The sequence below is a fragment of the Mycobacterium sp. SMC-15 genome (assembly GCF_045310925.1).
Taxonomy (GTDB): domain Bacteria; phylum Actinomycetota; class Actinomycetes; order Mycobacteriales; family Mycobacteriaceae; genus Mycobacterium.
Map to the genome: position 1 here is coordinate 38,498 of NZ_JBJIAJ010000002.1, position 23,809 is coordinate 62,306.

General features: G+C 66.2%; 23 protein-coding genes. 11 read left to right on the forward strand and 12 right to left on the reverse strand.

Annotated features, from left to right (window positions below):
• Nucleotides 1-60: 60 nt before the first annotated feature.
• From ACJH71_RS03275 to ACJH71_RS03285, 3 genes are read left to right on the forward strand one after another with little or no spacing between them, the layout of a single operon-like run.
• Nucleotides 61-522: a hypothetical protein gene (locus tag ACJH71_RS03275; protein ID WP_406756905.1), complete on the forward strand. Its 462-nt coding sequence runs from the start codon at nt 61-63 to the stop codon at nt 520-522.
• Nucleotides 519-962 (forward strand): MmpS family transport accessory protein, encoded by a 444-nt coding sequence (locus ACJH71_RS03280; protein WP_406756618.1) that lies wholly within the window; start codon nt 519-521, stop codon nt 960-962. Before ACJH71_RS03275 ends, ACJH71_RS03280 begins: the two co-directional genes overlap by 4 nt.
• Nucleotides 959-3,799 carry an RND family transporter gene (locus ACJH71_RS03285; protein ID WP_406756619.1) on the forward strand — a complete coding sequence of 947 codons (2,841 nt, stop codon included), beginning with the start codon at nt 959-961 and terminating at the stop codon, nt 3,797-3,799. Before ACJH71_RS03280 ends, ACJH71_RS03285 begins: the two co-directional genes overlap by 4 nt.
• On the opposite strand, the gene ACJH71_RS03290 is transcribed toward ACJH71_RS03285, so the two are convergent.
• Nucleotides 3,796-4,935, reverse strand: coding sequence for an epoxide hydrolase family protein (locus ACJH71_RS03290; protein ID WP_406756620.1), 1,140 nt, complete (start codon nt 4,933-4,935; stop codon nt 3,796-3,798). The genes ACJH71_RS03285 and ACJH71_RS03290 overlap by 4 nt on opposite strands.
• Nucleotides 4,922-5,524, reverse strand: a complete 603-nt coding sequence (locus ACJH71_RS03295) for a TetR/AcrR family transcriptional regulator (RefSeq protein WP_406756621.1) — start codon at nt 5,522-5,524, stop codon at nt 4,922-4,924. Before ACJH71_RS03295 ends, ACJH71_RS03290 begins: the two co-directional genes overlap by 14 nt.
• Before the next feature lie 81 nt (nt 5,525-5,605).
• On the opposite strand from ACJH71_RS03295, the gene ACJH71_RS03300 reads away from it, so the two are divergent.
• Genes ACJH71_RS03300 through ACJH71_RS03310 form a run of 3 tightly spaced genes read left to right on the forward strand, consistent with a single transcriptional unit; the run spans nt 5,606 to nt 8,854 of the window.
• Nucleotides 5,606-7,369 carry an amidohydrolase family protein gene (locus tag ACJH71_RS03300; protein ID WP_406756622.1) on the forward strand — a complete coding sequence of 588 codons (1,764 nt, stop codon included), beginning with the start codon at nt 5,606-5,608 and terminating at the stop codon, nt 7,367-7,369.
• Between the two features lie 36 nt (nt 7,370-7,405).
• Nucleotides 7,406-7,909, forward strand: coding sequence for an SRPBCC family protein (locus ACJH71_RS03305; protein ID WP_406756906.1), 504 nt, complete (start codon nt 7,406-7,408; stop codon nt 7,907-7,909).
• Nucleotides 7,910-8,854 (forward strand): oxidoreductase, encoded by a 945-nt coding sequence (locus ACJH71_RS03310; RefSeq protein ID WP_406756623.1) that lies wholly within the window; start codon nt 7,910-7,912, stop codon nt 8,852-8,854. It begins immediately after the preceding gene.
• Here ACJH71_RS03310 and ACJH71_RS03315 read toward each other — a convergent pair.
• The 4 genes from ACJH71_RS03315 to ACJH71_RS03330 all read right to left on the reverse strand — a co-directional run bounded on the left by ACJH71_RS03315 (nt 8,823) and on the right by ACJH71_RS03330 (nt 11,363).
• Nucleotides 8,823-9,443, reverse strand: a complete 621-nt coding sequence (locus tag ACJH71_RS03315; protein ID WP_406756624.1) for a TetR/AcrR family transcriptional regulator — start codon at nt 9,441-9,443, stop codon at nt 8,823-8,825. The genes ACJH71_RS03310 and ACJH71_RS03315 overlap by 32 nt on opposite strands.
• 132 nt (nt 9,444-9,575) lie before the next feature.
• The gene (locus tag ACJH71_RS03320; RefSeq protein WP_406756625.1) at nt 9,576-10,088 is read right to left on the reverse strand and encodes a YkgB family protein; all 513 of its coding nucleotides are present in this window, start codon (nt 10,086-10,088) and stop codon (nt 9,576-9,578) included.
• Between the two features lie 44 nt (nt 10,089-10,132).
• Nucleotides 10,133-10,780, reverse strand: a complete 648-nt coding sequence (locus tag ACJH71_RS03325) for a nitroreductase family protein (protein ID WP_406756626.1) — start codon at nt 10,778-10,780, stop codon at nt 10,133-10,135.
• A gap of 34 nt (nt 10,781-10,814) precedes the next feature.
• Nucleotides 10,815-11,363, reverse strand: coding sequence for a carboxymuconolactone decarboxylase family protein (locus ACJH71_RS03330; RefSeq protein ID WP_406756627.1), 549 nt, complete (start codon nt 11,361-11,363; stop codon nt 10,815-10,817).
• A 139-nt stretch (nt 11,364-11,502) separates the two neighbouring features.
• Between ACJH71_RS03330 and ACJH71_RS03335 the strand changes: the two genes are divergently transcribed.
• From ACJH71_RS03335 to ACJH71_RS03345, 3 genes are all read left to right on the forward strand, one after another.
• On the forward strand, nt 11,503-12,126 hold the full coding sequence (locus ACJH71_RS03335; RefSeq protein ID WP_406756628.1) for a TetR/AcrR family transcriptional regulator: 624 nt from the start codon (nt 11,503-11,505) through the stop codon (nt 12,124-12,126).
• A 66-nt stretch (nt 12,127-12,192) separates the two neighbouring features.
• A complete protein-coding gene (locus tag ACJH71_RS03340; RefSeq protein ID WP_406756629.1) occupies nt 12,193-12,855 on the forward strand; it encodes a DsbA family protein in 663 nt (220 codons plus the stop codon).
• Between the two features lie 86 nt (nt 12,856-12,941).
• Nucleotides 12,942-14,399: an aldehyde dehydrogenase family protein gene (locus ACJH71_RS03345; protein ID WP_406756630.1), complete on the forward strand. Its 1,458-nt coding sequence runs from the start codon at nt 12,942-12,944 to the stop codon at nt 14,397-14,399.
• Nucleotides 14,400-14,402: 3 nt separating this feature from the next.
• Here the strand turns inward: ACJH71_RS03345 and ACJH71_RS03350 are convergent, their stop codons facing one another.
• On the reverse strand, nt 14,403-16,451 hold the full coding sequence (locus ACJH71_RS03350; RefSeq protein ID WP_406756631.1) for an MMPL family transporter: 2,049 nt from the start codon (nt 16,449-16,451) through the stop codon (nt 14,403-14,405).
• 68 nt (nt 16,452-16,519) lie between these two features.
• Between ACJH71_RS03350 and ACJH71_RS03355 the strand changes: the two genes are divergently transcribed.
• Nucleotides 16,520-17,140, forward strand: a complete 621-nt coding sequence (locus ACJH71_RS03355) for a hypothetical protein (RefSeq protein WP_406756632.1) — start codon at nt 16,520-16,522, stop codon at nt 17,138-17,140.
• Nucleotides 17,141-17,241: 101 nt separating this feature from the next.
• Nucleotides 17,242-17,868 (forward strand): hypothetical protein, encoded by a 627-nt coding sequence (locus ACJH71_RS03360; RefSeq protein WP_406756633.1) that lies wholly within the window; start codon nt 17,242-17,244, stop codon nt 17,866-17,868.
• Between the two features lie 2 nt (nt 17,869-17,870).
• Here the strand turns inward: ACJH71_RS03360 and ACJH71_RS03365 are convergent, their stop codons facing one another.
• The 5 genes from ACJH71_RS03365 to ACJH71_RS03385 all read right to left on the reverse strand — a co-directional run bounded on the left by ACJH71_RS03365 (nt 17,871) and on the right by ACJH71_RS03385 (nt 23,804).
• A complete protein-coding gene (locus tag ACJH71_RS03365; protein WP_406756634.1) occupies nt 17,871-18,542 on the reverse strand; it encodes a maleylpyruvate isomerase family mycothiol-dependent enzyme in 672 nt (223 codons plus the stop codon).
• Nucleotides 18,535-18,975 carry an SgcJ/EcaC family oxidoreductase gene (locus tag ACJH71_RS03370; RefSeq protein ID WP_406756635.1) on the reverse strand — a complete coding sequence of 147 codons (441 nt, stop codon included), beginning with the start codon at nt 18,973-18,975 and terminating at the stop codon, nt 18,535-18,537. Before ACJH71_RS03370 ends, ACJH71_RS03365 begins: the two co-directional genes overlap by 8 nt.
• Nucleotides 18,972-20,321 carry an FAD-dependent oxidoreductase gene (locus tag ACJH71_RS03375; protein ID WP_406756636.1) on the reverse strand — a complete coding sequence of 450 codons (1,350 nt, stop codon included), beginning with the start codon at nt 20,319-20,321 and terminating at the stop codon, nt 18,972-18,974. Before ACJH71_RS03375 ends, ACJH71_RS03370 begins: the two co-directional genes overlap by 4 nt.
• An 85-nt stretch (nt 20,322-20,406) precedes the next feature.
• Nucleotides 20,407-23,361, reverse strand: a complete 2,955-nt coding sequence (locus tag ACJH71_RS03380) for an RND family transporter (protein WP_406756637.1) — start codon at nt 23,359-23,361, stop codon at nt 20,407-20,409.
• Nucleotides 23,358-23,804, reverse strand: a complete 447-nt coding sequence (locus ACJH71_RS03385) for an MmpS family transport accessory protein (protein WP_406756638.1) — start codon at nt 23,802-23,804, stop codon at nt 23,358-23,360. Before ACJH71_RS03385 ends, ACJH71_RS03380 begins: the two co-directional genes overlap by 4 nt.
• Nucleotides 23,805-23,809 lie beyond the last annotated feature (5 nt).

Here is a 23,809-nt window from a genome sequence, read left to right on the forward strand (position 1 = left end):
TGTCCAGGCCCACCCGGGCGCTGGCTGTTGCAAGCGACGGATTGGGGGCTGGCGTCGGCGATGAACTGGAATATGTTCGGCACGAACTGGCACCTGTTCGGCGATCTGGCGGCCATCGTCTTCGTCGCGCTGTTGGCCTTCGCCACCGGCTTGTACTTCTACATCCGGCAACTGCGCAGTCGGCCTGCGCTGCCGATCAGTGAAGGAATCGGCGCCCGCAGAACGGTGCTGGCCAAACTCCGCAAGCGTCAACCCATGTCACCGGACGAGCTGGAGTTCGCGACGCGAGCCGTCACCGACCTGCGTACGCCGCTGGCCTTCTGCATCCCCGCGGCCACGTTCTCACTGGGCTGTCTTTATGTGCTGGGCAGTCTGGAACAACTCCATGGCGCCACCCCGTCGGAACGAACGTTCATCGGGGTGATCCCGATGCTCGGGTCGTTGAACATGACGGCCCAGATCGTGCGGATCAGGAAGCTCAAGAAGCTGCTTCCGGCGGCGTCGAAAGGGGAAGCCGAGTGAGTCCGCGGTCGCCGCGCAGGTCGATGCTGGCGCGCACCTGGATGCCGCTGGTTGCCGTGATCGCGCTGAGCTTGGGCGGGCTGTCGATGTGGAAGGTTCACCAGCTGTCCGCTCCGGGGCCGGTGCTGACCGTCAATCCGCCCCAGGCTCCCGAACAGTTCAACCCGAAGAAGCTCACCTATGAGGTGTTCGGCTCCGCCGGCGACGGCGCCTTGCTCTCTTACCTCGATATCAACTCCCATCCCCACACCGTCGAGTTGGACGCCCTGCCCTGGACCCATGTTGAGACGACGATGCTGACCGTGGTGTCGGGCAGCATCTCGGTGCAGGTGCGCGGCGACTTCGTGGGCTGCCGGATCCTGGTCGACGACGTGATCCGCGACGAGCACACCAACACCCATGCGAATGCAGACATCACCTGCCGGGTGAAGTCCGCATGAGCCAGCATTCCGGCAAACGGCCCCTCGTCGCGCGCACGGTCCGCCTGCTGGCGATACCGCTCATCGTCTGCTGGGGCCTGCTGGCCATGACCACGAATACGTTTGTGCCACAGGTGGAAAAGGTCGCCGAGGAACTCGCCGGCCCGATGGTGCCGACCTATGCGCCCTCGCAGGCCGCCATGCTCGCGATCGGCGAGAAGTTCGAAGAGTCCACCTCGACCAGCATGACCATGCTGGTGCTGGAGGCCGACCGCCCGCTGGGCGCCGCGGACCACCGCTACTACGACGAGCTGGTGCGCACGCTTCGGGCCGACACCGAACACGTCCAGTACGTCATGGACACCTGGGGCAAACCGATCACCGCCGCCGGCGCCCAGAGCCTCGACGGCAGGGCCGCCTACGTGCTGCTGCGCCTGGCCGGCGACATCGGCCAGATGCAGGCCAATGATTCTGTTGCCGCCGTGCGCCACACCGTCGCCACCTCCGACCCGCCCGCGGGGCTCAAGGTCTACGTCAGCGGCGCAGCACCCCTGGCCGCCGACACCGTGGCGACGGCGAATTCGAGCCTGAACAACATCACGATCGCCACGATCTTCCTGATCATCTTCATGTTGCTGTTGGTCTACCGCTCTTTCATCACCATGCTGGTGCCGCTGTTCGGGGTGCTGATCCTGATGCTGGCCGCCAAGGGGGTCATCGCGACCCTCGGGCACTTCGGCTACATCCAGCTGTCGTCGTTCGCGGTGAACATGGTCGTCTCCCTGACGCTGGGCGCCGGGACGGACTACGGCATCTTCTTGATGGGCCGCTATCACGAGGCACGACTGAACGGCGAAAGCCGAGAAGAGGCGTACTACACCGCCTACCGTGGTGTTTCGCACGTCATCGTCGGCTCCGGTCTGACGATCGCCGGTGCGGCCTTCTGCCTGAGCTTCGCGCGGCTGAACTACTTCAACACCATGGGGCCGGCGGTCGCGATCAGTATGGTGCTGACCGTCGTGGGCGCCTTGACGCTCGGCCCGGCCATCTTGAGCGTCGGAAGTCTGTTCGGGCTGTTCGACCCGAAACAAACCGTCAAGGCGCGGCTGTATCGCCGGATTGCCACCAGCGTGGTGCGCTGGCCCAAGCCGATCCTGACCGCCAGTGCCGCGCTGGTGGCGGCCGGGGCGGTGTTCGTGCCGACGTATCAGGTCAGCTTCGACGACCGTACCTATCAACCGCGCAACTCCGCCGCCAATCTGGGCTTCGCCGCCGCCGACCGGCACTTCGCCAAGAGCAAGCTGTTCTCCGAGATGCTGATGGTCGAGTCAGATCACGACATGCGCAACTCGGCGGACTTCATCTCGCTGGACCGGGTGGCCAAGGCCCTGATCCGCCTGCCCGGTGTCGCGATGGTGCAGAGCATCACCCGGCCGATGGGCCGCGCACTCGAGCACGCCTCGCTGCCGTATCTGTTCACCGTGCAGGGCAGCGCCAACGGCCAGCAGCTGCCGTTCACCCGGGAACAGAACGCCAACACCGAGAAGCAAGCACAGATCATGGGGCACACAGTCGAGGTACTGCAGACCACGATCGCGTTGACCCAGAAGCTGGCCGATGAAATGCACTCCACGGTGCTGACCATGGAGGAGATGCAGTCCCTCACCGAACAGATGGACGAGGAGCTATCCAATCTGGACGACTTCATGAGGCCGATCCGCAGCTACTTCTATTGGGAGCCGCACTGTTACGACATCCCGGTGTGCTGGGCGTTCCGGTCGCTGTGGGACATGATGGACAGCGTCGACAAGCTCGCGGAGAACATCAAGGATGCGGTGACGTCGCTGGAGGTCGTCGACTCGCTGTTGCCGCAGATGGTGGCGCAACTGAACATCATGGCCGACGATCAGATCGCTCTGCGGTCTCTGATCGTGAACACCTACGGCCCCAGCAGTATTCAGGCCGAGAACACCGACCAGACGTTCGACGACATGATCAACGTCGGGAATGACTTCGACGCCTCGCGCAGCGACGACTTCTTCTACATACCCCGGCCGGCCTTCGACAACGAGGACATCAAGACCGGCATGCAGCTGATGATGTCTCCGGACGGCAAGGCCGCCAGATTCATCGTCACCCACGAGGGCAACGCCATGGGGCCCGAGGGCATCGAGCATGTCGAGAAGTTCCCCGACGCCATCAAGATCGCGCTGAAGGAGACCTCGCTGGCCGGCGCGAAGATCTATATCGGCGGCTCGGGCTCGAACAACAAAGACATTCAGCAGTACTCACGATCGGATCTGCTGATCGCCGCGATCGCAGCTTTCGTATTGATCTTCCTGATCATGCTGGTCATCACCCGAAGTCTGGTGGCGGCGTTGGTGATTCCCGGCACCGTGGCATTCTCCTACGCCGGCGCGTTCGGGCTGTCGGTATTGATCTGGCAGCACCTGATCGGGCTGCATCTGCACTGGCTGATCCTGCCGCTGACCTTCATCATCTTGGTGGCCGTCGGATCGGACTACAACCTGCTGCTGATCGCGCGCCTCAAAGAGGAACTTCCGGCCGGGTTGAACACCGGCCTGATCCGAGCGCTGGGCAGCACCGGCGGGGTGGTGACTTCAGCCGGCCTGGTGTTCGCCTTCACCATGCTGGCCATGCTCGCCAGCGATCTGCGCACCATCGGTCAGGTCGGCTCCACGGTGTGCATCGGTCTGCTGCTCGACACCCTGATCGTGCGGTCGTTCATCGTGCCGTCCCTGGTGCGGATCTACGGGCCGTGGTTCTGGTGGCCGACGATCGTGCGTCAACGGCCGCTGCGGCGTCGGCCGACTGCCACGCCGGCTGGCCGGCCTTAGAACACCGCTTGCTGCAGCAGCACGTCGGCGAAGGCCGCCAGGTCAGCGGCGAAGATCGCGGGCTGTTCGAAGGCGGCGAAGTGCCCGCCGCGGTCTGCGACGCTGTAGTGAACGAGGTTGTAGCGGTTGGCGGTCCACGCCCGCGGCGTCTGCAGCAGCTCAAACGGGTAGACCGCGTAGCCGGTCGGCACGGCGACGCGTCCCTGCCACGAGCTGAGCGCGCCGTTGCCGGCGCGGGCGGACTCGCAGTACAACCGAGCTGACGACGTCCCGGTCACCGTCAGCCAGTAGAACATCAGGTTGTCGATGAGCCGATCGGTGCTGATCGGCATGCCCTCTCGAATGTCGCACCAGGCGTGGAACTTCTCCAGAATCCAGCCGGCCAGGCCCATCGGTGAATCGTCGAGGCCGAAGCCCAGCGAATGGGGGCGAGTGGCCTGCTGATTCAGGTATGCGGTGCCGTCGGCGGTGCGCTGTACCGAGTCGATGATCGCCGCCTGCTCGGCCGGTGTCACCGCGGCCATCAGTTCGGGGTTGTCGTGATCGGGCGGAGCGAAGCACATGTTGGTGTGGATGGCCGCGACGCGGCCCGCGTAGTGCTCGCCGAGGTGGCGGGTGACCAGCGCCCCCCAGTCGCCGCCCTGGGCGACATAACGGTGATAGTCCAGCTGTCCCATCACGTCGTCTGCGGCCGCCGCCACGGCCGCGACGTCGACACCCGTCCGACGGGTGGGCCCGGAGAACCCGTACCCGGGCATCGAGATGACCACGACGTGGAATCGCTTCCGTAGCAGCGGCACTGCGTCGAGGAACTCCACAATCGAGCCGGGCCAGCCGTGGGTGATCAGCAGGGGGATGGCGCCGGGCTCGGATGACCGGACGTGCAGGAAGTGCACGCGCTGCCCGGCGGCCTCGGTGACGAACGAGCCGAGCGCGTTGACCTCGGACTCGACGCGTCGCCAATCGTAGTTGTGCAGCCAGTGTTCCACCACGGACCGGAGAAAACTTTGGTCGGTGCCGTAATCCCAGCCCGCGCCATCGATCTCCGCCGGCCAGCGCGAGTTGGCGAGCCGGCGGCGCAGGTCATCCAGCTCGGCATCGGGGACACGCAGCGGGAAGGGTTCAGGGTGAGTCACGGTGGCCTCCGGTCAGTCCGTCGATGATGTGGTCGCTGACGAAGCGGCGCACGGCGCGGGGATTGTCGAGGTTTACCCGCATGGGCGGGAGCAGCTCGAAGCTGAACAGCATCCGCACGATCCATTCGCCGGCACGGCCCGCGTCGAGGGTGTCGTCGACTTCGCCTCGGCGTTGCGCGGCGCGGACCAGCGGCATCCACAGCGCCACGGAGCGGTGCATCAGGTCGTCGCCGCCGTGTTCGAGCAGCAGGACCAGCACGCTCTGGTTGATGGTGCGCGGCTCGGCCGCCGATCTGCGGCGATGCGCGGAAATCAGTACCGCTGCGGCCGCCACCTGCTCGGCGAGGGTGTCCAGCTCGTTGACCTCGGCGGCCATGGTCTCGATGAACGCCGCAGACAGGTGGTCGAGTGCCGCGGCGATGGCGTGATCGCGGGTTCCAAAGGCGTTGTGCACGGTGCCGCGTGACACGCCCGCCGTTTCGGCGACCGCGGTGAGGCTGAAGCGCCGGGGACCGAGATGGCGCAGGGTCTCGGTGGCGGCCAGGAGCAACGGCGGGGGGAGCGGTTTCGACGATTTCTCACCGGGCACTTGCACACATTATCGAGATGTGTACAAATTGATCAACATCGTTCTTGGGTGCGCCCGACACCACTATCGAAGGAGACGGCTGTGTACGACCTCACGATCACCGGTGGCACCGTCGTCGACGGGACGGGCGCCGATCGCTATCTCGCCGACGTCGGCGTCCGGGACGGACGGATCGTGGCCGTGCAGCGTCGCACCGGAGCCGATGATCCGGGGCTGACGGGTGCAGCGGCCGAAACGATCGATGCCACCGGCAAGGTCGTCGCACCCGGGTTCGTCGACATCCACACGCACTACGACGGGCAGGTCAGCTGGGACAGTCTGCTGGAGCCCTCCAGTGGTCACGGTGTGACCACGGTGGTGACCGGCAACTGCGGGGTCGGCTTCGCCCCGGTTCGGCCGGGCCGCGAGGAGTGGCTGATCAAACTGATGGAGGGCGTCGAAGACATCCCCGGCACCGCCCTGACCGAAGGCATTACCTGGGGGTGGGAGAGCTACCCCGAGTACCTCGACAAACTCGAGAGCCAGAGTCTCGCCGTCGACGTAGGCAGCCAGGTCGCGCATGGCGCGATCCGTGCCTACGCCATGGGCGATCGCGGCGCCCGCAACGAGCCGGCCACCCCGGATGACATCGCGGCAATGAGCCGGCTGGTGCAGGAAGCCATTGAGGCTGGGGCGCTGGGATTCTCGACGTCACGCACACTGGCGCACCGGGCCATGGACGGCGAGCCGGTACCGGGCACGTTCGCCGCCGAAGACGAACTGTTCGGACTGGGCCGGGCCATGGCGGCCGGCGGACAGGCGGTCTTCGAGCTGGCGCCGCAGGGGGCGGCCGGTGAAGACATCGTTGCGCCCAAGAAAGAGCTCGAATGGATGCAGCGCCTGGGCGCCGAGATCGACCGGCCGGTGTCGTTCGCATTGATTCAGGTCGATGCCGACCCGAACCTGTGGCGCGAACAGCTGGACATCTCCGCGGCTGCCCATCAGGCCGGCAGCGCGCTCTATCCGCAGATCGCCGCGCGACCGTTCGGCATGCTGCTGGGCTTCCCCGGGCATCACGCGTTCACCCATCGGCCGACCTACCGCCGGCTCAAGGCCGAGTGCAGCCGCGCCGAGCTCGCGCAGCGGCTTGCCGAACCGGCGGTCAAGGCGGCGATCCTGTCCGAAGACGATCTGCCGGTGGACCCGTCTGTGCAGTTCGACGCGATGTTCGCGCTGGTCCAGCATTCCCTGCACCGCATCTACGACCTGGGTGACCCACCGGACTACGAGCCGACCCCGGACCGTGCGGTCGCGGCGATCGCCGCGGCGCGCGGCGACGATCCGCTGGCAACGCTCTATGATCTGATGTTGGAGGCCGACGCCGGCGCCATGCTGATGCTGCCGTTCTTCAACTACGCCGACGGCAACCATGACGCGATCCGCGAGATGCTCACCCACCCTGCCGGCGTGCTGGGACTCTCCGACGGCGGCGCGCACTGCGGAATGATCTGCGACGCCTCCTATCCCACCTACCTGCTGACGCATTGGGCGCGCGATCGGCACCGTGGTGACAAGCTGCCACTGGAGTATGTGGTGCGCAAACAGTGCCGCGACACCGCGCAGCTGTTCGGCCTGGGCGATCGCGGGGTCATCGAGGTAGGCAAGAAGGCGGACATCAACGTGATCGACATGGATGCGCTGACCCTGCTCCCGGCTCGGATGGCTTATGACCTGCCGGCCGGCGGGCGCCGCCTGCTGCAGGGGGCGAGCGGGTATGTTGCGACGATCGTCAGCGGTACCGTCACCCGGCGCGACGGAGTCGACACCGGCGCGCGGCCGGGGCGTCTGGTGCGCGGAGCGCGCTAGTCGGCCATCACCGAAAGGAATCAGCAGTTGTCTCGGATGCACCCGTGTGAGCAGGTCGGCCTCGATTTCCTCGAGCGCGCGCCGCAGCGGTTTCGCAACAGTGTCGACCTGGCCGTCACGCCCGAGGAGATCTGGGAGGTGCTGGCCGACGCCGAAGCTTGGCCGCATTGGGCCAGTGTCATCACCAACGTCACCTGGACCAGCCCCGAGCCGCACGGCGTCGGCACCACCCGCGTCGTCGACATGCGGGGCGGCATCGTCGGCGATGAGGAGTTCCTGGCCTGGGAGCCGGCACGGCACATGGCATTTCGCTTCAACGCAAGCTCGACGTCGGCGCTGGCGGTGTTTGTCGAGGATTACGTCATCGAGCCCACCCCGGCGGGGTGCCGGCTCACCTGGACCCTGGCCAATCGGTTGACCGGCCCGGCAGGGTGGTTCTCGCCGATCAGCGGGCCGCTGATGAATCTGGGCTTTCGCCGCTTCCTGGCCAACCTGCGCCGCTACACCGACCAGCGTTTCGCGACCGCGGGCCGCGGGTAGATGAGCGCATCCGGATGGTCACCGGAGCAGGGTGCTCCGCAGGCCGGCCGGGTAGCCGTCGTGACCGGCGCGAACACCGGAGTCGGCCTCGAAGTCGCGCGGGGACTGGCGATCCTGGGCGCCACGGTCGTGCTGGCCTGCCGCAATACCGACGCCGCTGCCGCGGCCCGGCAAGACATTCTCCGGTCGGCTCCGGCTGCACGCGTCGACGTGGTTCGTCTGGACGTCAGTGACCTGGCATCGGTGCGGGCTTGCGCGGACGAGCTGCGGGCCGGCTATCCGGTGATCGACATCCTGGTCAACAACGCCGGTGTCATGCACCAGACCCGGAAGTTGACGGTTGATGGCTTCGAGGGGGATTTCGGCACGAACTTCCTTGGGCCGTTTGCGCTCACGGGGCTGCTACTGGATCGGATACTCGCCTCCCGGGCGGGACGGATCATCGCGGTGAGCAGCAAGACCCACCGCAGTGGCCGGATCGCGTTCGACGATCTGCAGTTGACGACGTCGTTCACTCCGGCGAGGGCCTACACCCAGTCCAAGCTTGCCCAGTTGATGGCCACCTACGAACTGCAGCGCCGGCTGGAATCGGTCGGCAGCCCGGCGATCGCGTTGGCGGCACACCCCGGTGGCACCCGCACCTCAATCCTGCGCGAGCAGTCCAGGGCGGTGCGCTGGGTGTTCAACAGCCGGTCTCGCTATGTGACGGGGTGGTTCACCCAGGGTCCTGCGGAGGGGGCCCTGCCGATGTTGCGGGCAGCGACCGACCCGGCCGCCACCGGCGGTCAGTTCTACGGCCCGGGCGGGCGTTTCGAGCAGATCGGCCCGCCGGTGTTGGTGCGAGCCGCCGGACGAGCCGGTGACGCCGACGCCCAGCGGCGGCTGTGGACCGTCGCCGAAGCGCTCACCGGCGTCACGTACTCGCTGACGCGCGATCCGGCGTAGCGCTGCGCGCCGCACTCACCGCCGGGGCGATCCACCGACGCAGCAGGCGCCGTAGTTCCTCGCCCGGCGCCGGCGGCGGCGCCAGGATGAACGACTGCAGCGTGCGCAGCACCATCTCGATGATGTCGTCGATGCCCTGATCGTCGAAGCCGGTCCAGTCGACGTCGAGACGTTCGAGCAGGGAGTGCCCGAAGCTCCGGCCGGTGTCGGTGGTGACGGTCACGGCAAAGGCGCTGGCCTGTTGGGTGCGCAGCAGCAGACCGAGATAGGGGTCGACCGGGAGGCGTTCCAGGGTGAGTGCGACGCCCTCGGCGACCGCTTCGCCGGGATCGGTCATTCCGGCCAGGGCTTCGGCCAGCTGGTCCAGAAAGGCGCCGGCACCGTCGGCGGCGGTTGCCGTCAGCAGCTCCTCGGTGCTGGGGAAATAGCGGTAGACCGTCTGCCGGGTGACGCCCAGCGTGCGTGCGACGTCGGCGATGCTGGTCTGCTCGCCGCGTTCGTCGATGGTCTGGCGGGTGGCTTGCAGAATCCGTGCCACCGCCTCTTCGTCGCTGGCGGGCACATTCCCGCTCCAACCGCGGGTGCGCATCAGAACCTCCGTGTCAGGGTACGACGCCGATTCATAGCCGGAACGGTAATCGATCCGCCTGCCGCACAATCGCCATGGACCGAGCGAGCTTGCGGCAGGCGGATCGATTCGCTCCCGACCTCCTTGGTCATCTCATCTGTTCGTCGAGGCTGCGCGACGAGCGATTGCCTCCATGGTGTCGGCCAGCGTCAGAATCGACACTGCCAGCAGCGCAACGTCTTTGACCAGAAACTGGCCGGTCATCGACAACAGGGGGAATCCGCCGGCGGACACTTCCGCTACGCCCGGCGTCGTCACCATGAATGACAGGGTGCTGAGGAAAAGCGTGATAGCCGACACGCTTCCCAGTAGCGACATTTTCGGATACCACGGTTTTACCGCCAGCAGCAACGCGGTGATCAGCTCTACGACACCAAGAACCGACGAGAACGTCTCCACGCTGAAAATGCCGTAGAACCAACCCATAAACGGGCTGTTGGCTACCAGGGGCGCGATGTTGTGCGCTTCGTAGGAGTGGAACTTGAGAACGCCGATCCACCCGATCACGAGCGCCAAACCGTAACGGGCAATGTTGTTTCCCGCAGCTCGTACCACTGGCGTTGCATTGAGGGCTGACGTGACATACGTGTTGGATTCGATGGACATGGTGGAGGCCTTTCGTTGGTTTTTCGGATGATGAGTGGGGGTCTTCAGAAGAAGGTGAAGAGCTGTTCGGCCTCGATGCGTGAAATCGGATTGCCGTACGCCTTCGCGGGGTCGGGGTAGCCCAGGGCCAGCAGCACCGTTGTCGTGTATCCGGTTTCGCGGATCTTGAAGGCCTTGTCGACGCTGGCGGGATCGAATCCCTCGAGCGGCGTGGCATCGAACCCGAGCTCGGCGGCGGCCATCATGGTCATGCCGAGGGCCAGATAGGTCTGCTTCTCCATCCAGTGGCCGAGATCCCGGTAACCGTTGGCGCGTAGGTGCAGGAAGTCGCGGGCCATGGATTCCCAATGCGCCTGCTTTGCCGGGTCCGGGAACCGCCCGTCGGCCTTCTCTTTTCCGAACACCTGCTCGAGGTGGCTGTCTGGCAGGTCCGTCCGGGTGGTGAAGATGATGGTGTGCGACGCATTGAGTATCTTGTCGCCGTTGTCCTGGAAGCGTTCACCGAGATTGTTCGCGAGCCGCGCTTTGCCTTCCGGCGTTGCGAGCACGTAGAAGCGGCTAGCTTGCACGTTCACCGACGAGGGCGTCGAGCGCAGGAATCTGAGCAGCTGTTGCAGGGAGTCCGCGGGGATGGTTCTGCTGGAGTCAAAGGCTCTCGTGAGGTGCTTGCTCATCAGTGCGTCGAGGTTCATGTCAGTTCGCTTTCTCTGCAATGGGTTATGGGTTTCAACGAGGGGTGGCGGCCGGACTGGTCGACGGAATGTCGACCGCGGTCTGGTTGACGTTGTTGATGTAGTTGGTCAACAGGGCCTGCACGGAGACCGTGACGATCGCCAAGATCTGCGGGTCGCTGTACCCGGCGCCTCGCACCGCTGCGAGTTCGGCGTCGCTGACCTTGCCGCGGGTCTCGATCAACCGCGCCGCGAAGCGAGCGACGGCAGCGCGTTTGGGGTCGGTCGAGCTTCCTGCTCGAGCCAGCTCGATGTCGTCGCCAGACATCCCGCCGAGCTCGGACGAGACATACGAATGAATCGCCAGGCAGTAGTCGCATCCGTTTGCCTCGGACACCGCGAGCGCAATGGTGTGGCGCGTCTTCGCGTCCAGAACTCGACTCAAGGCGGTTTGCAGCGTCATGACGACGTCGAGGACGGTCGGATTCGACGCGAGCATCGCGAACATTCCAGGGACGAAGCCGAACTGATTTCCGACGTTGTCCAGGACGGTCTGTGCTCCAGCGGGCAGCACTTCGGGAGCGGGAGTGGTCAGACGTGACATGGCGGATCAACCTCCAGTAGGTGGGAGTGAGCCCCGGCGGTCGGGACGCGGTATCAAATTTTGGGCTAGTTAGCCCACTTCTGGAGTAGACAGGATTCGGAAGTGGGCTGTCAAGCCCAATTCCGGTATTGTTTGGCGCATGAAGGTCTCAGCAGCTGCCGCGGAGCCCCGGAAGCTCACCGAAAAAGGGCAGGCGACGCGGGCGCGGATCCTCGAGCACGCCGCCGGGCTCATCTACGCCCATGGCGTCGCCGCCACGAACAATGAGCAACTCCGTCGCGTCGCCGGTGTCAGCGGGTCGCAGCTCAACCACTATTTCCCGACCAAGGAAAGCCTCGTCCTGGCGGTGATCGAGTGGCAGGCCGAACGCATTCTGGCGGCCTATCGGGCGGAACGATTCGCCGGCTTCGACACCTTCGAAGCGCTTCGGGACTGGGCGGATTCCTACGTCAATGACGAGAGCGCCTATCGGGACGGCTGCACCCTCGGCTCCCTCGCCAGTGAGATCATCAAGACCGACCTCGACGTGCACGATGCGCTCGCTGGGGCCTTCGACCAGTGGCGCGACATCTTTCGCGATGGAATCCAGCGCATGCAGGACCTCGGTCGGATCGGCGCCGAGGCGGACCCTACGCAACTGGCCGATCTGCTGCTGTCGGCATTTCAGGGCGGGATGCTGCTTACCCAGGTCAAACGGGACGTCAGTCCGTTGAAGAACGCGCTACATGCGGCAATCGACCACGTGCAGACCTTCGCCAAATAGCCGATTGGGCTTGACAGCCCAGAAGTCCCAGGCGTCTAATCGGGAAATGGGCCGAGCAGCCCAAAAATGCTCGATCCCCACAATCAAGGAGGCGCTGTGACCGATACTGCGACCGCAGCAGCGAGCAAAGACCGCGCGGACTTCTGGTTCGACCCGCTCTGCCCCTGGTGCTGGATCACCTCTCGCTGGATCCTCGAGGTGGCGAAGGTGCGCGACATCGAATGCCGGTTCCATGTCATGAGCCTTGCGGTGCTGAACGAGGGTCGAGAGGGCCTCCCTCGGCGGTACGTGGAACTGCTGACCCGGGGCTGGGGGCCGGTGCGGGTGTTGATGGCCGCCGCGCGGCGGCACGGCGATGCGATCCTGTTACCGCTGTACACCGCGATGGGCACTCGGATTCACAACGAAGGCCGTACGGATATGGCCGCGATTGTTGTGGAGGCGCTGACCGAAGCGGGTGCCGACGTCGATCTCGCGGACGCGGCGAAGTCCACCGACTACGACGCGGCGTTGCGCACAAGCCACCACGCGGGCATGGACAAGGTGGGTCCCGACGTCGGAACCCCGACCATCCACGTCAACGGGGTCGCCTTCTTCGGTCCGGTGCTCGCACGCATTCCACGTGGCGAGGACGCCGGGCGGGTGTGGGACGGCGTCGTCGCACTCGCGTCCTATCCGCATTTCTTCGAACTCAAGCGGACCCGCGACGAGGATCCCGAATTCGACTGAGCGCGCAACGCCCGCTGTTGACCATGCCGTGTCTCGAATGCTAAGCAGGTGCACAGCACCTGCCGTCGCGACCAAAGGACCCGTCAATGACAGTGCAGTCGGTAATCGATGATCTTGCGAAGCGGCCCGGTACCGGTGAAGTCATCCCGGTGATCGACCCGGCCACCGAAGAGCTGATCACCGAGTTCCGTGACGCGGGCCCCGAAGCGGTCGACGACGCCGTCGCCCGCGCCAAGGCGACCTATCGATCCGGCGCGTGGACCGACCTCCCGGCGCGGCAGCGGGCCAAGGTGCTGTGGCGGCTCGCTGATCTGATCGATGAGCACGCAGCGCAGTTCGCCGAGCTGGAGTCCCTGGATGCCGGCATGCCCCCGGCCCAGGCCGAGATGATCGTGTCCACCTGCGCGGAGTTCTACCGGTATTACGCGGGCTGGTGTACGAAGCTCAACGGCAGCAGCTACCAGGTGCAGATGGAGGGCGGAGTCAACAGCACCTACGCCAACATGCACGCCTACACCGTGAAGGAACCCTACGGCGTGGTGGGCCTCATCTATCCGTGGAACGGACCGCTGTTCAACGCCTGCGCCAAGGTGGCCCCGGCATTGGCGGCCGGCTGCAGCAGCGTCGTCAAGCCGGCGGAGGAGACGCCGCTGTCGGCGGTGCTGTTGGAACGGCTGATCGCGCAGGCCGGGGTCCCCGACGGCGTCACCAACTTCGTCATCGGCTACGGCGCTACCGCCGGCGCGGCGATCACCAGCCACCCCGATGTGGAGAAGGTCGCCTTCACCGGCTCGACGGAGGTCGGCAAGGAGATCATGCGCAACTCCGCGGACAACCTGAAGAAGGTGACGCTGGAGCTGGGCGGCAAGTCCCCGGTGCTGATCTACGAAGACGCCGACCTGGACATGGCGATCATGATGGCCGCGATGGGCATCTTCGTGCACTCCGGTCAGGGCTGTGTCTGCGGCTCCCGGATCTTCGTGCAGCGCAGCGTCTACGAGCGCGTCGTCGCGGGCATCGCGATGATCGGGGAGAACCTGGTCCTGGGAGGCCCCAAGGACGAGGGCGCCATGATCAGCCCGCTCGTCAGCGCCAAGCAGCTCGAGCGCGTCATGGGCTACATCGATCAGGGCCGCAAGGACGGTGTCGAGGTGGTGTCCGGCGGTTACCGGGTGGATCGCAAGGGCTACTTCGTGAAGCCGACCGTCCTGACCAATGTCGACCCGGCCACCAGCCGGCTGTACCGGGAAGAGATCTTCGGACCGGTCGTCACCATCTTGCCGTTCGACGACGACGACGAAGCCGTGGCGATGGCCAACGACACCAGCTACGGTCTGGCGGCCACGGCGTGGACCACCAACCTGGCTCGCGCGCACAACCTGGGCAAGCGCCTGCAGGCCGGTACCGTGACGTTGAACTGCCAGCTGGTCTTCGACCACAACGTGCCGTTCGGCGGCTACAAGCAGTCCGGTATGGGCCACGAGTTCGGCTACGAGGGCATCGACGGCTACCTGAAGACCAAGTCGATCTGGGCGGCACTGTAGAGGTCAGCGTGGCGGATTGGGCCACCAGACCCGATCGCCGATCAGTGAGAACAGCGCCGGGATCACCAGGGTGCGAACGACGAACGTGTCCAACAGGATTCCCAAGCCCACGATGATGCCCAGCTGGGTCAGCACGATCAACGGCAGCACCCCGAGCACGCAGAACACCGCTGCCAGCACGATGCCGGCACTGGTGATGACTCCGCCGGTGGCTGTAACCGCGCGCACCATGCCGTCGCGGGTGCCGTGTGCGGGCGTCTCTTCGCGAGCGCGGGTCACCAGGAAGATGGTGTAGTCCACGCCCAGCGCGACCAGGAACAGGAACGCGAACAGGGGAGTGCTGTTGTCCAGCGCGGGAAATCCGAACAGGTGCAGGCTGGCCCAGCAACCCAGCCCCAGCGCGGCGACTGCGCTGAGCACCGTCGCTGCCACCAGGACAGGCGGGGCCAACACCGACCGAAGCAGCACGAACAGCACGGTGAGCACCACCAGCAGGATCAGCGGGATCAGCACCTCGCGGTCGCGCGTGGCTCCGTCGCGCACATCGAGGGCCTGCGCGTCGGCGCCACCGACCAACGCCCGCGCATCTACCGCGCTGACCGAATCACGAAGTCCGGCAATGGTTGCGAAAGCGGCGTCCGTGGCCGGGGCGGCGTCGAGCACCACCGACCACATGGTTCGTCCGGTCTCGGACACCCCCGTCGGGACCGCCGAGTTCACGCCGGGGACCGCGGTGATCGCCTGCTTGAGTTGCCGGGCCCGGGCACTGGAGCCGATCACGACGGTCGGACTCGCGGCGCCGTCGGGAAAGTGCGCTGCCAGGGTGTCGAAGCCGATCACCGAGTCGGCCTGTAACCGGAACTGCTCCGTCTGCGACAACCCGATTCCGGTACCGAGCAGTCCGGCGGCCGACGTCGCCAGGACGGCGACCGCCGCTGTGCACACCACGGCCGGGCGACGTGAGACGGCTTCGGCCACGCGATGCCACGGGCCGGCCGGCGTCCCGGCGTCGTCGGTGGGGTGGGGAATGAACGGCCAGAACACCTTCCGGCCGAACAACGCCAGCAACGCAGGCAAGACAGACAATACGAACACGGCGGCCACGACCAGCCCGCAGCTGGCGCAGATCCCGAGACTGCGGGTGCTCGGGGTGACCGCCAAGATCAACGTCAGCAGGGCCAGCACCACGGTGGCGTTGCTGGCCAGGATCGCCGGGGCGGCGGCGGCCACCCCACGCCGCAGGGCGGCGCGATGCCTGGGCTCGGTCCGCAGTTCTTCGCGGTAGCGCGAAATCAGCAGCAGCGCATAGTTGGTGCCGGCGCCGAAGACCAGGACGCTGGTGATGCCGGAGGTGGAGCCGTCAAAGGTGACCCCCGCCGCACGCGCGACATCAGATCCCACCACGGTGGCCACCCGGTCGGCGAACGCGATCACCATCAGCGGTACCAGCCACAGCACCGGCGAGCGGTAGGTGACGATCAACAGCAGCGCGACCACCAGCGCGGTGACCGCCAACAACGTGACGTTGGCGCCGGTGAAGGCATCGGCGATGTCGGCACCGAACGCCGGCCCGCCGGTGATGTGGTTCGACAGTGTCGCTGGCGAGCCGTCATTGGCGGCCGCGCGCAGGGCTTTGACCGCATCGGTGAGCGCGAAACCGGACAACTCCGAATTCAGCGGCACCGTTGCCAGGGCAGCCAGCTGGTCGGTGGACAGCAGGACCGGTGGTGCCGGCCCGGACAGCACGTCGGGCACCTGCGTCATACGGTCGCGAGCCGCATTCACCGCCGCGAGGTCGCCCGTCGTCAGCGGCGCACCGTCGGTGCGGGTGGCGACCAGCAGGGCGGTCGCCTGCTCCCCGCCGGCGAAGGTGGACAGTGCGGCGGCGGCGCGGGCTGATTCGGCGCCTGCCGGCAGTGACTCGGGAGATTGGGTCGCGCCGGCGTTGTCGTTGCTGAGCACCATCAGCGCGACGGCGATCAGGAGCGGGACCAGCGCAACGAGCCAAGAACGGCGGCCGGTGACGGTGGCGGACAATCGCTCCCAGACCATTCGGCGAGCATGGCACCGAATTATTGGGTGTACAACCGAAACCGGCTGCGGTCGGTACTGTTGATGCGGTGAGCGACCCGACGACGACAGCGATCTCGCGACGCATCTTCATCCGCGGGGCTGTGTGGTCGGCCCCGGCGCTTGGTATCACGCTCGCCGCCCCGCGCGTGCTGGCAGTGCCACCCGGCTCGCAGGATTGCGGCGACCCGAATGAGGTGATCGAGAACTGCGTGGTGCAGCTGCCCGAAGAGTTCACCTCGACGAGTTTCAGCACCACCGCCGTGGTCGGAGGGACGAACTACTCCATCCTGTTCAGCACCAATATCCGGTCGGGGCCGCTGGTGCCTCCAGCCGCCACCGGATACCGCATCAACAGCATCGGTCTGGCCGGCACCAAGCGCGACGGGGTGCCGTTCTCGATCACTCCGCACATCGGGGAGCGCGGTCCGCGGGTACTGGGCGCGCGGTCGGCGTCCTCGCTGGGTTTCGTCATCGACGCGCCGTGGACGGCTGGACAGCTGGTTCGCAATTTCGCGTACACCTTTGACGTGGTGTACCTCAACGGGCTGACCGAGATTCAGACCTGCTCGTACGTGACCGCGATGACGCTGGCCGAGAACGGAATGATCGTCGGCGGTGTCGGGTCGGTGGCGTTCTCCCCGCCGCGGTTGACCTCCTGCGGCGGGTGAGGTCAGCCAGGCCGGGATCGGCTGATTTCGGTGACGGATTCGCCTGAACCGCAACTTTGGTCGAACAACCGAATGCGCTCCGATCACCTACGGTGAGACTCGTGACCGGCAGTGCTCAGACGGCGTTCTCGCGCCGCAACTTCCTGCGCGGTGCCGCCTGGTCGGTGCCGCTGGTCGGTGCCGCGTTCGCGGGCCCGCGTGCGCTGGCCGCGCCGACGGGATCGTCCGGGTGTGGGGAGCCGAACGAGCTGATCGGGAACTGCGTTGCAGAGCTGCCGGAGGAATTCACCTGGACCAGCTTCTCCACCACCAGGGCGATCGGCGGCGGAACAAGCTACGCAATCCAATTCACCACCAGGATCAGCCCCGGACCGCCGGTGCCGGCGGAAGCCACCGGCTACCGCATCGACAGCCTCAGCGTCGCCGGTACCAAACCCGACGGCTCCGCGTTCTCGGTGGTGCCGTCGATCGGGGAGACCGGTGCGCGGGCAATTTGGATCCGGACGATCGACTCATCGCTCGGTTTCGTGCTGGATGTGCCCTGGGATGCCAAGCAGTTGGTCCGCACGTTCGCCTACACCTACAACGTGGTCTACCTGAATTTATCCACCGAGATTCAAACCTGTACCTACGTGACCACGATGCAACTCGCCAACAACGGAGCCGTCGACGGCGGGGTCGGATCGGTGGCCTTCTCCCCGCCGCGGTTGACCTCCTGCGGCGGGTGAGGTCAGCAGACCGGGACCGGCTGATCGTCGTCGCGGTGGCCGAAAACTCCGAAGCTGTCGACCAGCTGCGCCGACGGTTCGGGGGACCACTCCCACCCGGCGATCTGACTGCGCGAGCGCCTGCTGAACAGTCCGCGCATCAGCTCATAACCGTCGGCCCGTAATTCGGTAACGGATTCGCCTGAACCGCAACGCCATTCCTGACCAAGCTCGTCCATGATCACCAGGGTGGCGGTGTCACGCAGTCGCCGACCGGGCAAGTTCCCCAGGACGTCCAGGAACGGCTGCCAGTGTTCACGGTCGATCCGGGGCAGGCTCAACGCCTCGCGCAGGTCGCCCTCATGGCAGATCGCGTCCGCGGCGAGGTTGGGCCCGGCGAACCGCTCGGGCAGACCCGCCTCGGCTGCCGGGGACGCGTGCTCCCACTCGTCGAGCAGCTCGTCGACCGGGCGGTCGCGACGTTCGGCGACGTGCCGTGCGGTCCAGGACTCGCCCGGTGCCCCGTCGAGTCGCTGCGCCAGGACGTCTGCGGCGCCGCCGGTCAGGTGGGCCAACACGTCGTGTACCGACCAGCCGGGTGTCGCGGGAACCGCGAGGCGTAGCTGGTCAGCGGAGAGTCCGGCGGCCAGGGTGCTGATCCTGCCGCGTGCGGCCCGGTAGATGGCGTCAAGCATGGGAGCCTCCTGTGTCGCGGCGTCGGGAAACCAGTGTGTGCATAAGTCTTTGGGCCAGGCGTCGGTGGGTGGTGTTCTGCGAGGAGGCCAACCGCCAGCCATCGCCGGTCCGGACCGCGACGCTGGTGTTGATCCGCAAACGGCCCGGTGCCTTCTTGGTGACCGCGGCGTGGCAGTGGATCAGCGCCACGTCCGGTGTCACAAACCGCAGCCCGCGGACTTCGAGTTCCAAGCGCGACCCTCGCAGCAGCTTGGCGAACAGTGGGACGTACGCCGTGGCGATCGCCTCCCGACCTTGGTGGCGGGCACCCAGGAAGGTCACGTAGTCCGCGTCGGGGGTGAAGACGGCCGCATACGCCGCCGGATCACCTGAGTTCCAGCCGGCGACCTGATCGGCGAGCAGCTCCCGGATGGCGGCCTCGTCGTCCGTCATGAAGCGAATCCCGTGCCCCGCAGATTGGCCCGCAGGATCCGGGCCAGCAGGACCGGATCACGCAGACGCGATGGGGAATCCACCAGATTGCGCACCCGCAGGAACCGCTCGGTGACAGCGATGTCGCGCGATGCGGCGGTCCCCACCGCGTCGGTGAACCATCCGCCGAGCCGGCGGCGGATCGGGTGCGGGCGGTCCTGGGCAGCGGGACGATCCTGGGCCGCGTTCGCTGCCCAGATCGGTGCGATCTGGGCAGCCGCCGCGCGGAAGAAGCGCTGCGACAGTTCCGGACCGCCGTCCCGGAGACAGTCGCGCAGCGCCAGCGCCTGCAGTGCTGCCACGGTCATACCTTGCCCGTGCAGCGGGTTGAGTCGGCAGAGCCCGTCGCCGACCACCACGAGTCCTTCGGGGAAGCGCTGCATCTGGTGGTAGCGGTGCCACAGTGCGCCGGTGTCGTGCGAGACCGCGATGTCACCCGCCGGTGTGGCAGCTCGCAAGCCGGCCATGATGGATTCCGGAAGAAGCTGCTTGGCCGCGGTCCGCATGGCGGTGAAATTCCTTGGGGGAGAGCCATAGTCACCGTGGCGGGCAATGGACAGCATCCACGTGTCGTGCTCGTAGGCCACCAGCAGCAGACCGGGATAGGCGCGCCCGGAGTTGACGAAGACCATCCGGTCCTCGAGCCGTCCGGGTGGGATGCGCAGCAGCTGGCTGGAGTAGGCCCACGCGGGGCGTAGGCGGTGGTCCGGTACGCAGCCGAAGCCCTGTCCGGCCAGGAACTCCGGAGTCCGCGAGGCCCGCCCGGTCGCGTCGATGACGAGGTCGGCGTGCAGCACCTGGGTGAGCTTGTTGTCCCGATTCGTCACTCGCACGCCGCGGACGACCCCTCGATCGTGCACCGGTTCGATCGCGTCGTGGCCGTCGAGGAACGCGACGTTGGTGAGCTTGTCGACGCGTTGGCGCACGTGGAACTCCATGAACGGCCGGCTCGCACTGTAGATCGCCAGGGCCCGGGGATCGGAGAGTGTGCCCGTGCGGTTCAACTCATGACGGCCGATGCGCGCATACCGCCCAGACAGGTCGCAGTTGTCGATCACCACCGCGCCGGCGGTGGCGAGCTCGTCGAGGATCCCCGGAAACAACTCGCCGAGGATGCCGGTGCCGCGGGTGAGGAAGCTGTGCAGATGCCGCCCCTGCGGTACCCCCTTGCGCTGAGCGGGGTGATCGGGGAGCCGATCGCGGTCCACGACCGTGACGGAGGCGTAGGACTCCGAGGCCACCCGCGCTGCCAGCAGGCCGGCCATCCCGGCTCCCAGCACGACCGCTGACCTATCCGAACTGACCATCGCAAGCCCCTCTCCATGACGCAAGGGACCCACGATACAGATAAATTAAGAAAAATAAGAGTATCTTGGCGTAACAGTAAGATTCTTAGCTCGCGGGGATCGGCGATGCCGGTTCGAGCGCCGGCGATTCCGGCGCGAGCGTGAAGGTGCCTTCACGCTCGTCGTCTAACGTGCGGCCAACTTCACGCTCGGCGGGGTGGGCGGCCGGTTCCGGGGCCGGGCGGCGGTGCACATTGATCGGCCACCAGAACCACCTGCCCAGCAGCGCCGCGATCGACGGGGTGATCAGGCTGCGGACGATGAACGTGTCGAACAGCAGGCCCAGCCCGATGGTGGTGCCGATCTGCCCGACCGACCGCAGGTCGCTGGCGATCATCGCGATCATCGTGAAGGCGAACACCATGCCGGCTGCTGTCACCACCTTGCCGGTGGCGCCCATCGCCCGGATCAGTCCGGTGCGCAGACCCGTCGCAGATCCGCTGTTGATCTCCTCCTTCATCCGCGAGACCACCAGCAGGTTGTAGTCGGAGCCCACCGCCAGCAGCACGATCACCGACATCGCGATCACCAGCCACTGCAGCTCGATACCGAACACGTACTGCCACAGCAACACCGACAATCCGAACGAGGAGGCCAGTGACAGCACCACGGTCCCCACGATCACGATCGAGGCCACCAGGGCCCGGGTGATCAGCAGCATCACCACGAAGATCAACACGATGGCCGCGATCGCTGCGATCAGCAGGTCATAGTGCGCCCCGGTCTGGATGTCGGCGTAGGTGGCGGCAGTGCCGCCCAGGTAGAACTTCGCCTTGGCCAGCGGCGTGCCCTTGACGGCTTCCTTGGCGGCCTGCAGCTCGGCGCCGACGTGCGAGATCCCGTCGACGGTCGCCGGGTCGGTGTCGTGGGTGATCAGAATGCGTGCGGCCTGGCCGTCCGGCGACATCATCAGCTCCATCCCGCGCTGAAAGTCGGGACTGTCGAACGCCTCCGGCGGCAGATAGAACATGTCGTCGTTGCGGGCGTCGTCGAACACCTGGCCCATCACCGCAGCGGTGTCGGTCATCTGCTCCAGCTGGGTCACCACCTGGCTGAAGCTGCTGTGCATGGTCAGCATCAGGTCGCGCATGTTGGTGGTGATGGCGATCATCGGCGGGATCTGGTCGGCGATCGCCGGCGTGATCTCATCGACGCGGTCCAACTGACCGGCCAATGCCGCGGTGTTCTCCGCCAGCTTGTCGAAACCGTCGGTGGCGTCGAACATCGAGCGGAAAGCGTTGCACACACCGATGTTGAAACAGTGCGGCTCCCAATAGAAATAGTTGCGCAGCGGCCGGACCTCGTCGTCGAAGTCGGCGATGCGGTCCCGGACTTCCTCCATCGTGCCCTGCATATCGTGGGCGGCCTCGTCGGTGCCGTGGGTGGCATCGGAGAGTTGCACGGTCAGTCCGTGTAGCCGGTCCATCACCGTGATCATCGAGGAGAGCTGGTCGGCCATCGTCTGGGTGTCGTCGAGGCGAGCCTTGAGGAACTGCAGGTTCTCCCGCATCGTCACGCCTTGTGCGCTGATCTGAAACGGCACCGATCCATGTTCCATGGGTGGTCCCAGCGGCCGCGTGATGCTTTGCACCCGCTCGATGCCCGGCACCCGGAAGATGTTGCGTGCGATTCGGTCCAGCACCAGCATGTCGCGGGGATTGCGCATGTCGTGATCGGACTCCACCATCAACATGTCGGGGTTCATCCGCGCGGAGCTGAAGTGCTTCTCGGCTGCGGCATAGCCGATGTTGGACGGGACGTCGGCCGGGATGTAGTGCCGGTTGTCATAGCTGGTCTGATAGCCGGGCAGCACCAGGACGCCCACGGCCGCAATTGCGATGGCGGCGGCCAGAATCGGCAGTGGCCAGCGCACCACGGCGGTGCCCACCTTGCGCCATCCGCCGGTCTTGGTGGCCTGCTTAGGGTCCAGCAGTCCGAATCGGCTGCTGACCGCAAGTACCGCTGGAGCGAAGGTCAGCCCCATCGCCAGGATGGTGAACATGCCCAGCGCACACGGCACCGCCAGGGTGTTGAAGTAGTTCAGCCGGGTGAAGTGCAGGCACAGCATCGCCCCGGCGATGGTCAGGCCGGAGCCCAGGATGACGTGGCTGACGCTGGACAGTGTTGTGTTCTGCGCGGTTTGGCGCTCCTCGCCGGCATTGCGTGCCTCGTGGTAGCGGCCGATCAAAAAGATCCAGTAGTCGGTACCGGCCGCGATGGCCAGCGCGGTGAGGATGCTGACCACGAAAGTCGAGATCGCGAAGACGTGGGAGTTGCTCAGCACCGCGATCAGGCCACGGGCCACACTCATCTCGGTGACAACCACCAGCAGTCCGATCAGTGTGGTCGCGATCGACCGGTAGACCACCAGCAGCATCACCGCGATGACGGCCATGGTGATGCCGGTCATCTTCACCATCGAGGCGTCGCCGGCCTCGTTGGTGTCGGCGACCAGGGCCGCCTGCCCGGTCACATAGGAGCGCAGTCCGGCCGGCGGGTCGGATTCCTCGACGATGTCGCGCACCGCGTCGACCGATTCCACGCCCTGCGCCGAACCCTGGTTGCCCGCCAGGTGCACCTGCACGTAGGCGGCCCGGCCGTCTTCACTCTGCGAGCCCGCCGAGGTGACCCGGTCACCCCAGAAGTCCTGCACGTGTTCGACGTGCACGGTGTCGGCTTGCAGCGTCGCCACCAGCCGGTCGTAGTAGCGGTGGGCGTCCTCTGCCAACTCGGCATCGCTCTCCAGCACGATCATCAGCACGCTGTCGCTGGTGAACTCACCGAATTTCTCGCCGATGTGCTTCATCGCCATCACCGACGGCGCGTCCTGCGGGGAGAGCGAGACGGCGTTGCGCGCGCCGACGACCTCCAGTTGCGGAACCAGCAGATTGGTCGCTGCCGCCGCGGCGAGCCAGAACAGGATGATCGGGATGGCGCACGCGCGGATCAGCCGCGGGAACCACGGAGCTCCTGTGCCGACGGGGGTGTGGTGGCCGCTCATGCCGCTTTCACCACGCAGAACGTCGCGGCGTTGTGGCCGTCGGCCTGGTGTTCGTCGCGCAGTTCGCCGTTGACGGTGATCCGGCAGCCCAGCTCGCGGCTGTCGCCCTGGGCCATGACGTTGGCGAACACGCTCGGTTGCGTGGTGGTCAACGTCAGCGACCAGGGCAGCGAGTGGAACTGGGCTTCCTGGGACTGCGCGCGCTCGTCGACGTAGCTGACCATGCCCGACGTCGACTCGGGGCCGTAGAGCTCGTAGGTGACGTACTTCGGCACTGTGGAGACGATTTCGCCACCGGTGCCGCCGGCGACCGCCGCCCCGTCCGCGCCGAAGACGCCGTGGAACCGGTAGATGACCAGCCCACCGATCGCGGCGACCGGGACGATCACCAGCACGATCCACAGTCGCTCAAGCGGCCCGCGAAGCTTCTTCATTGCGCTCATGACCG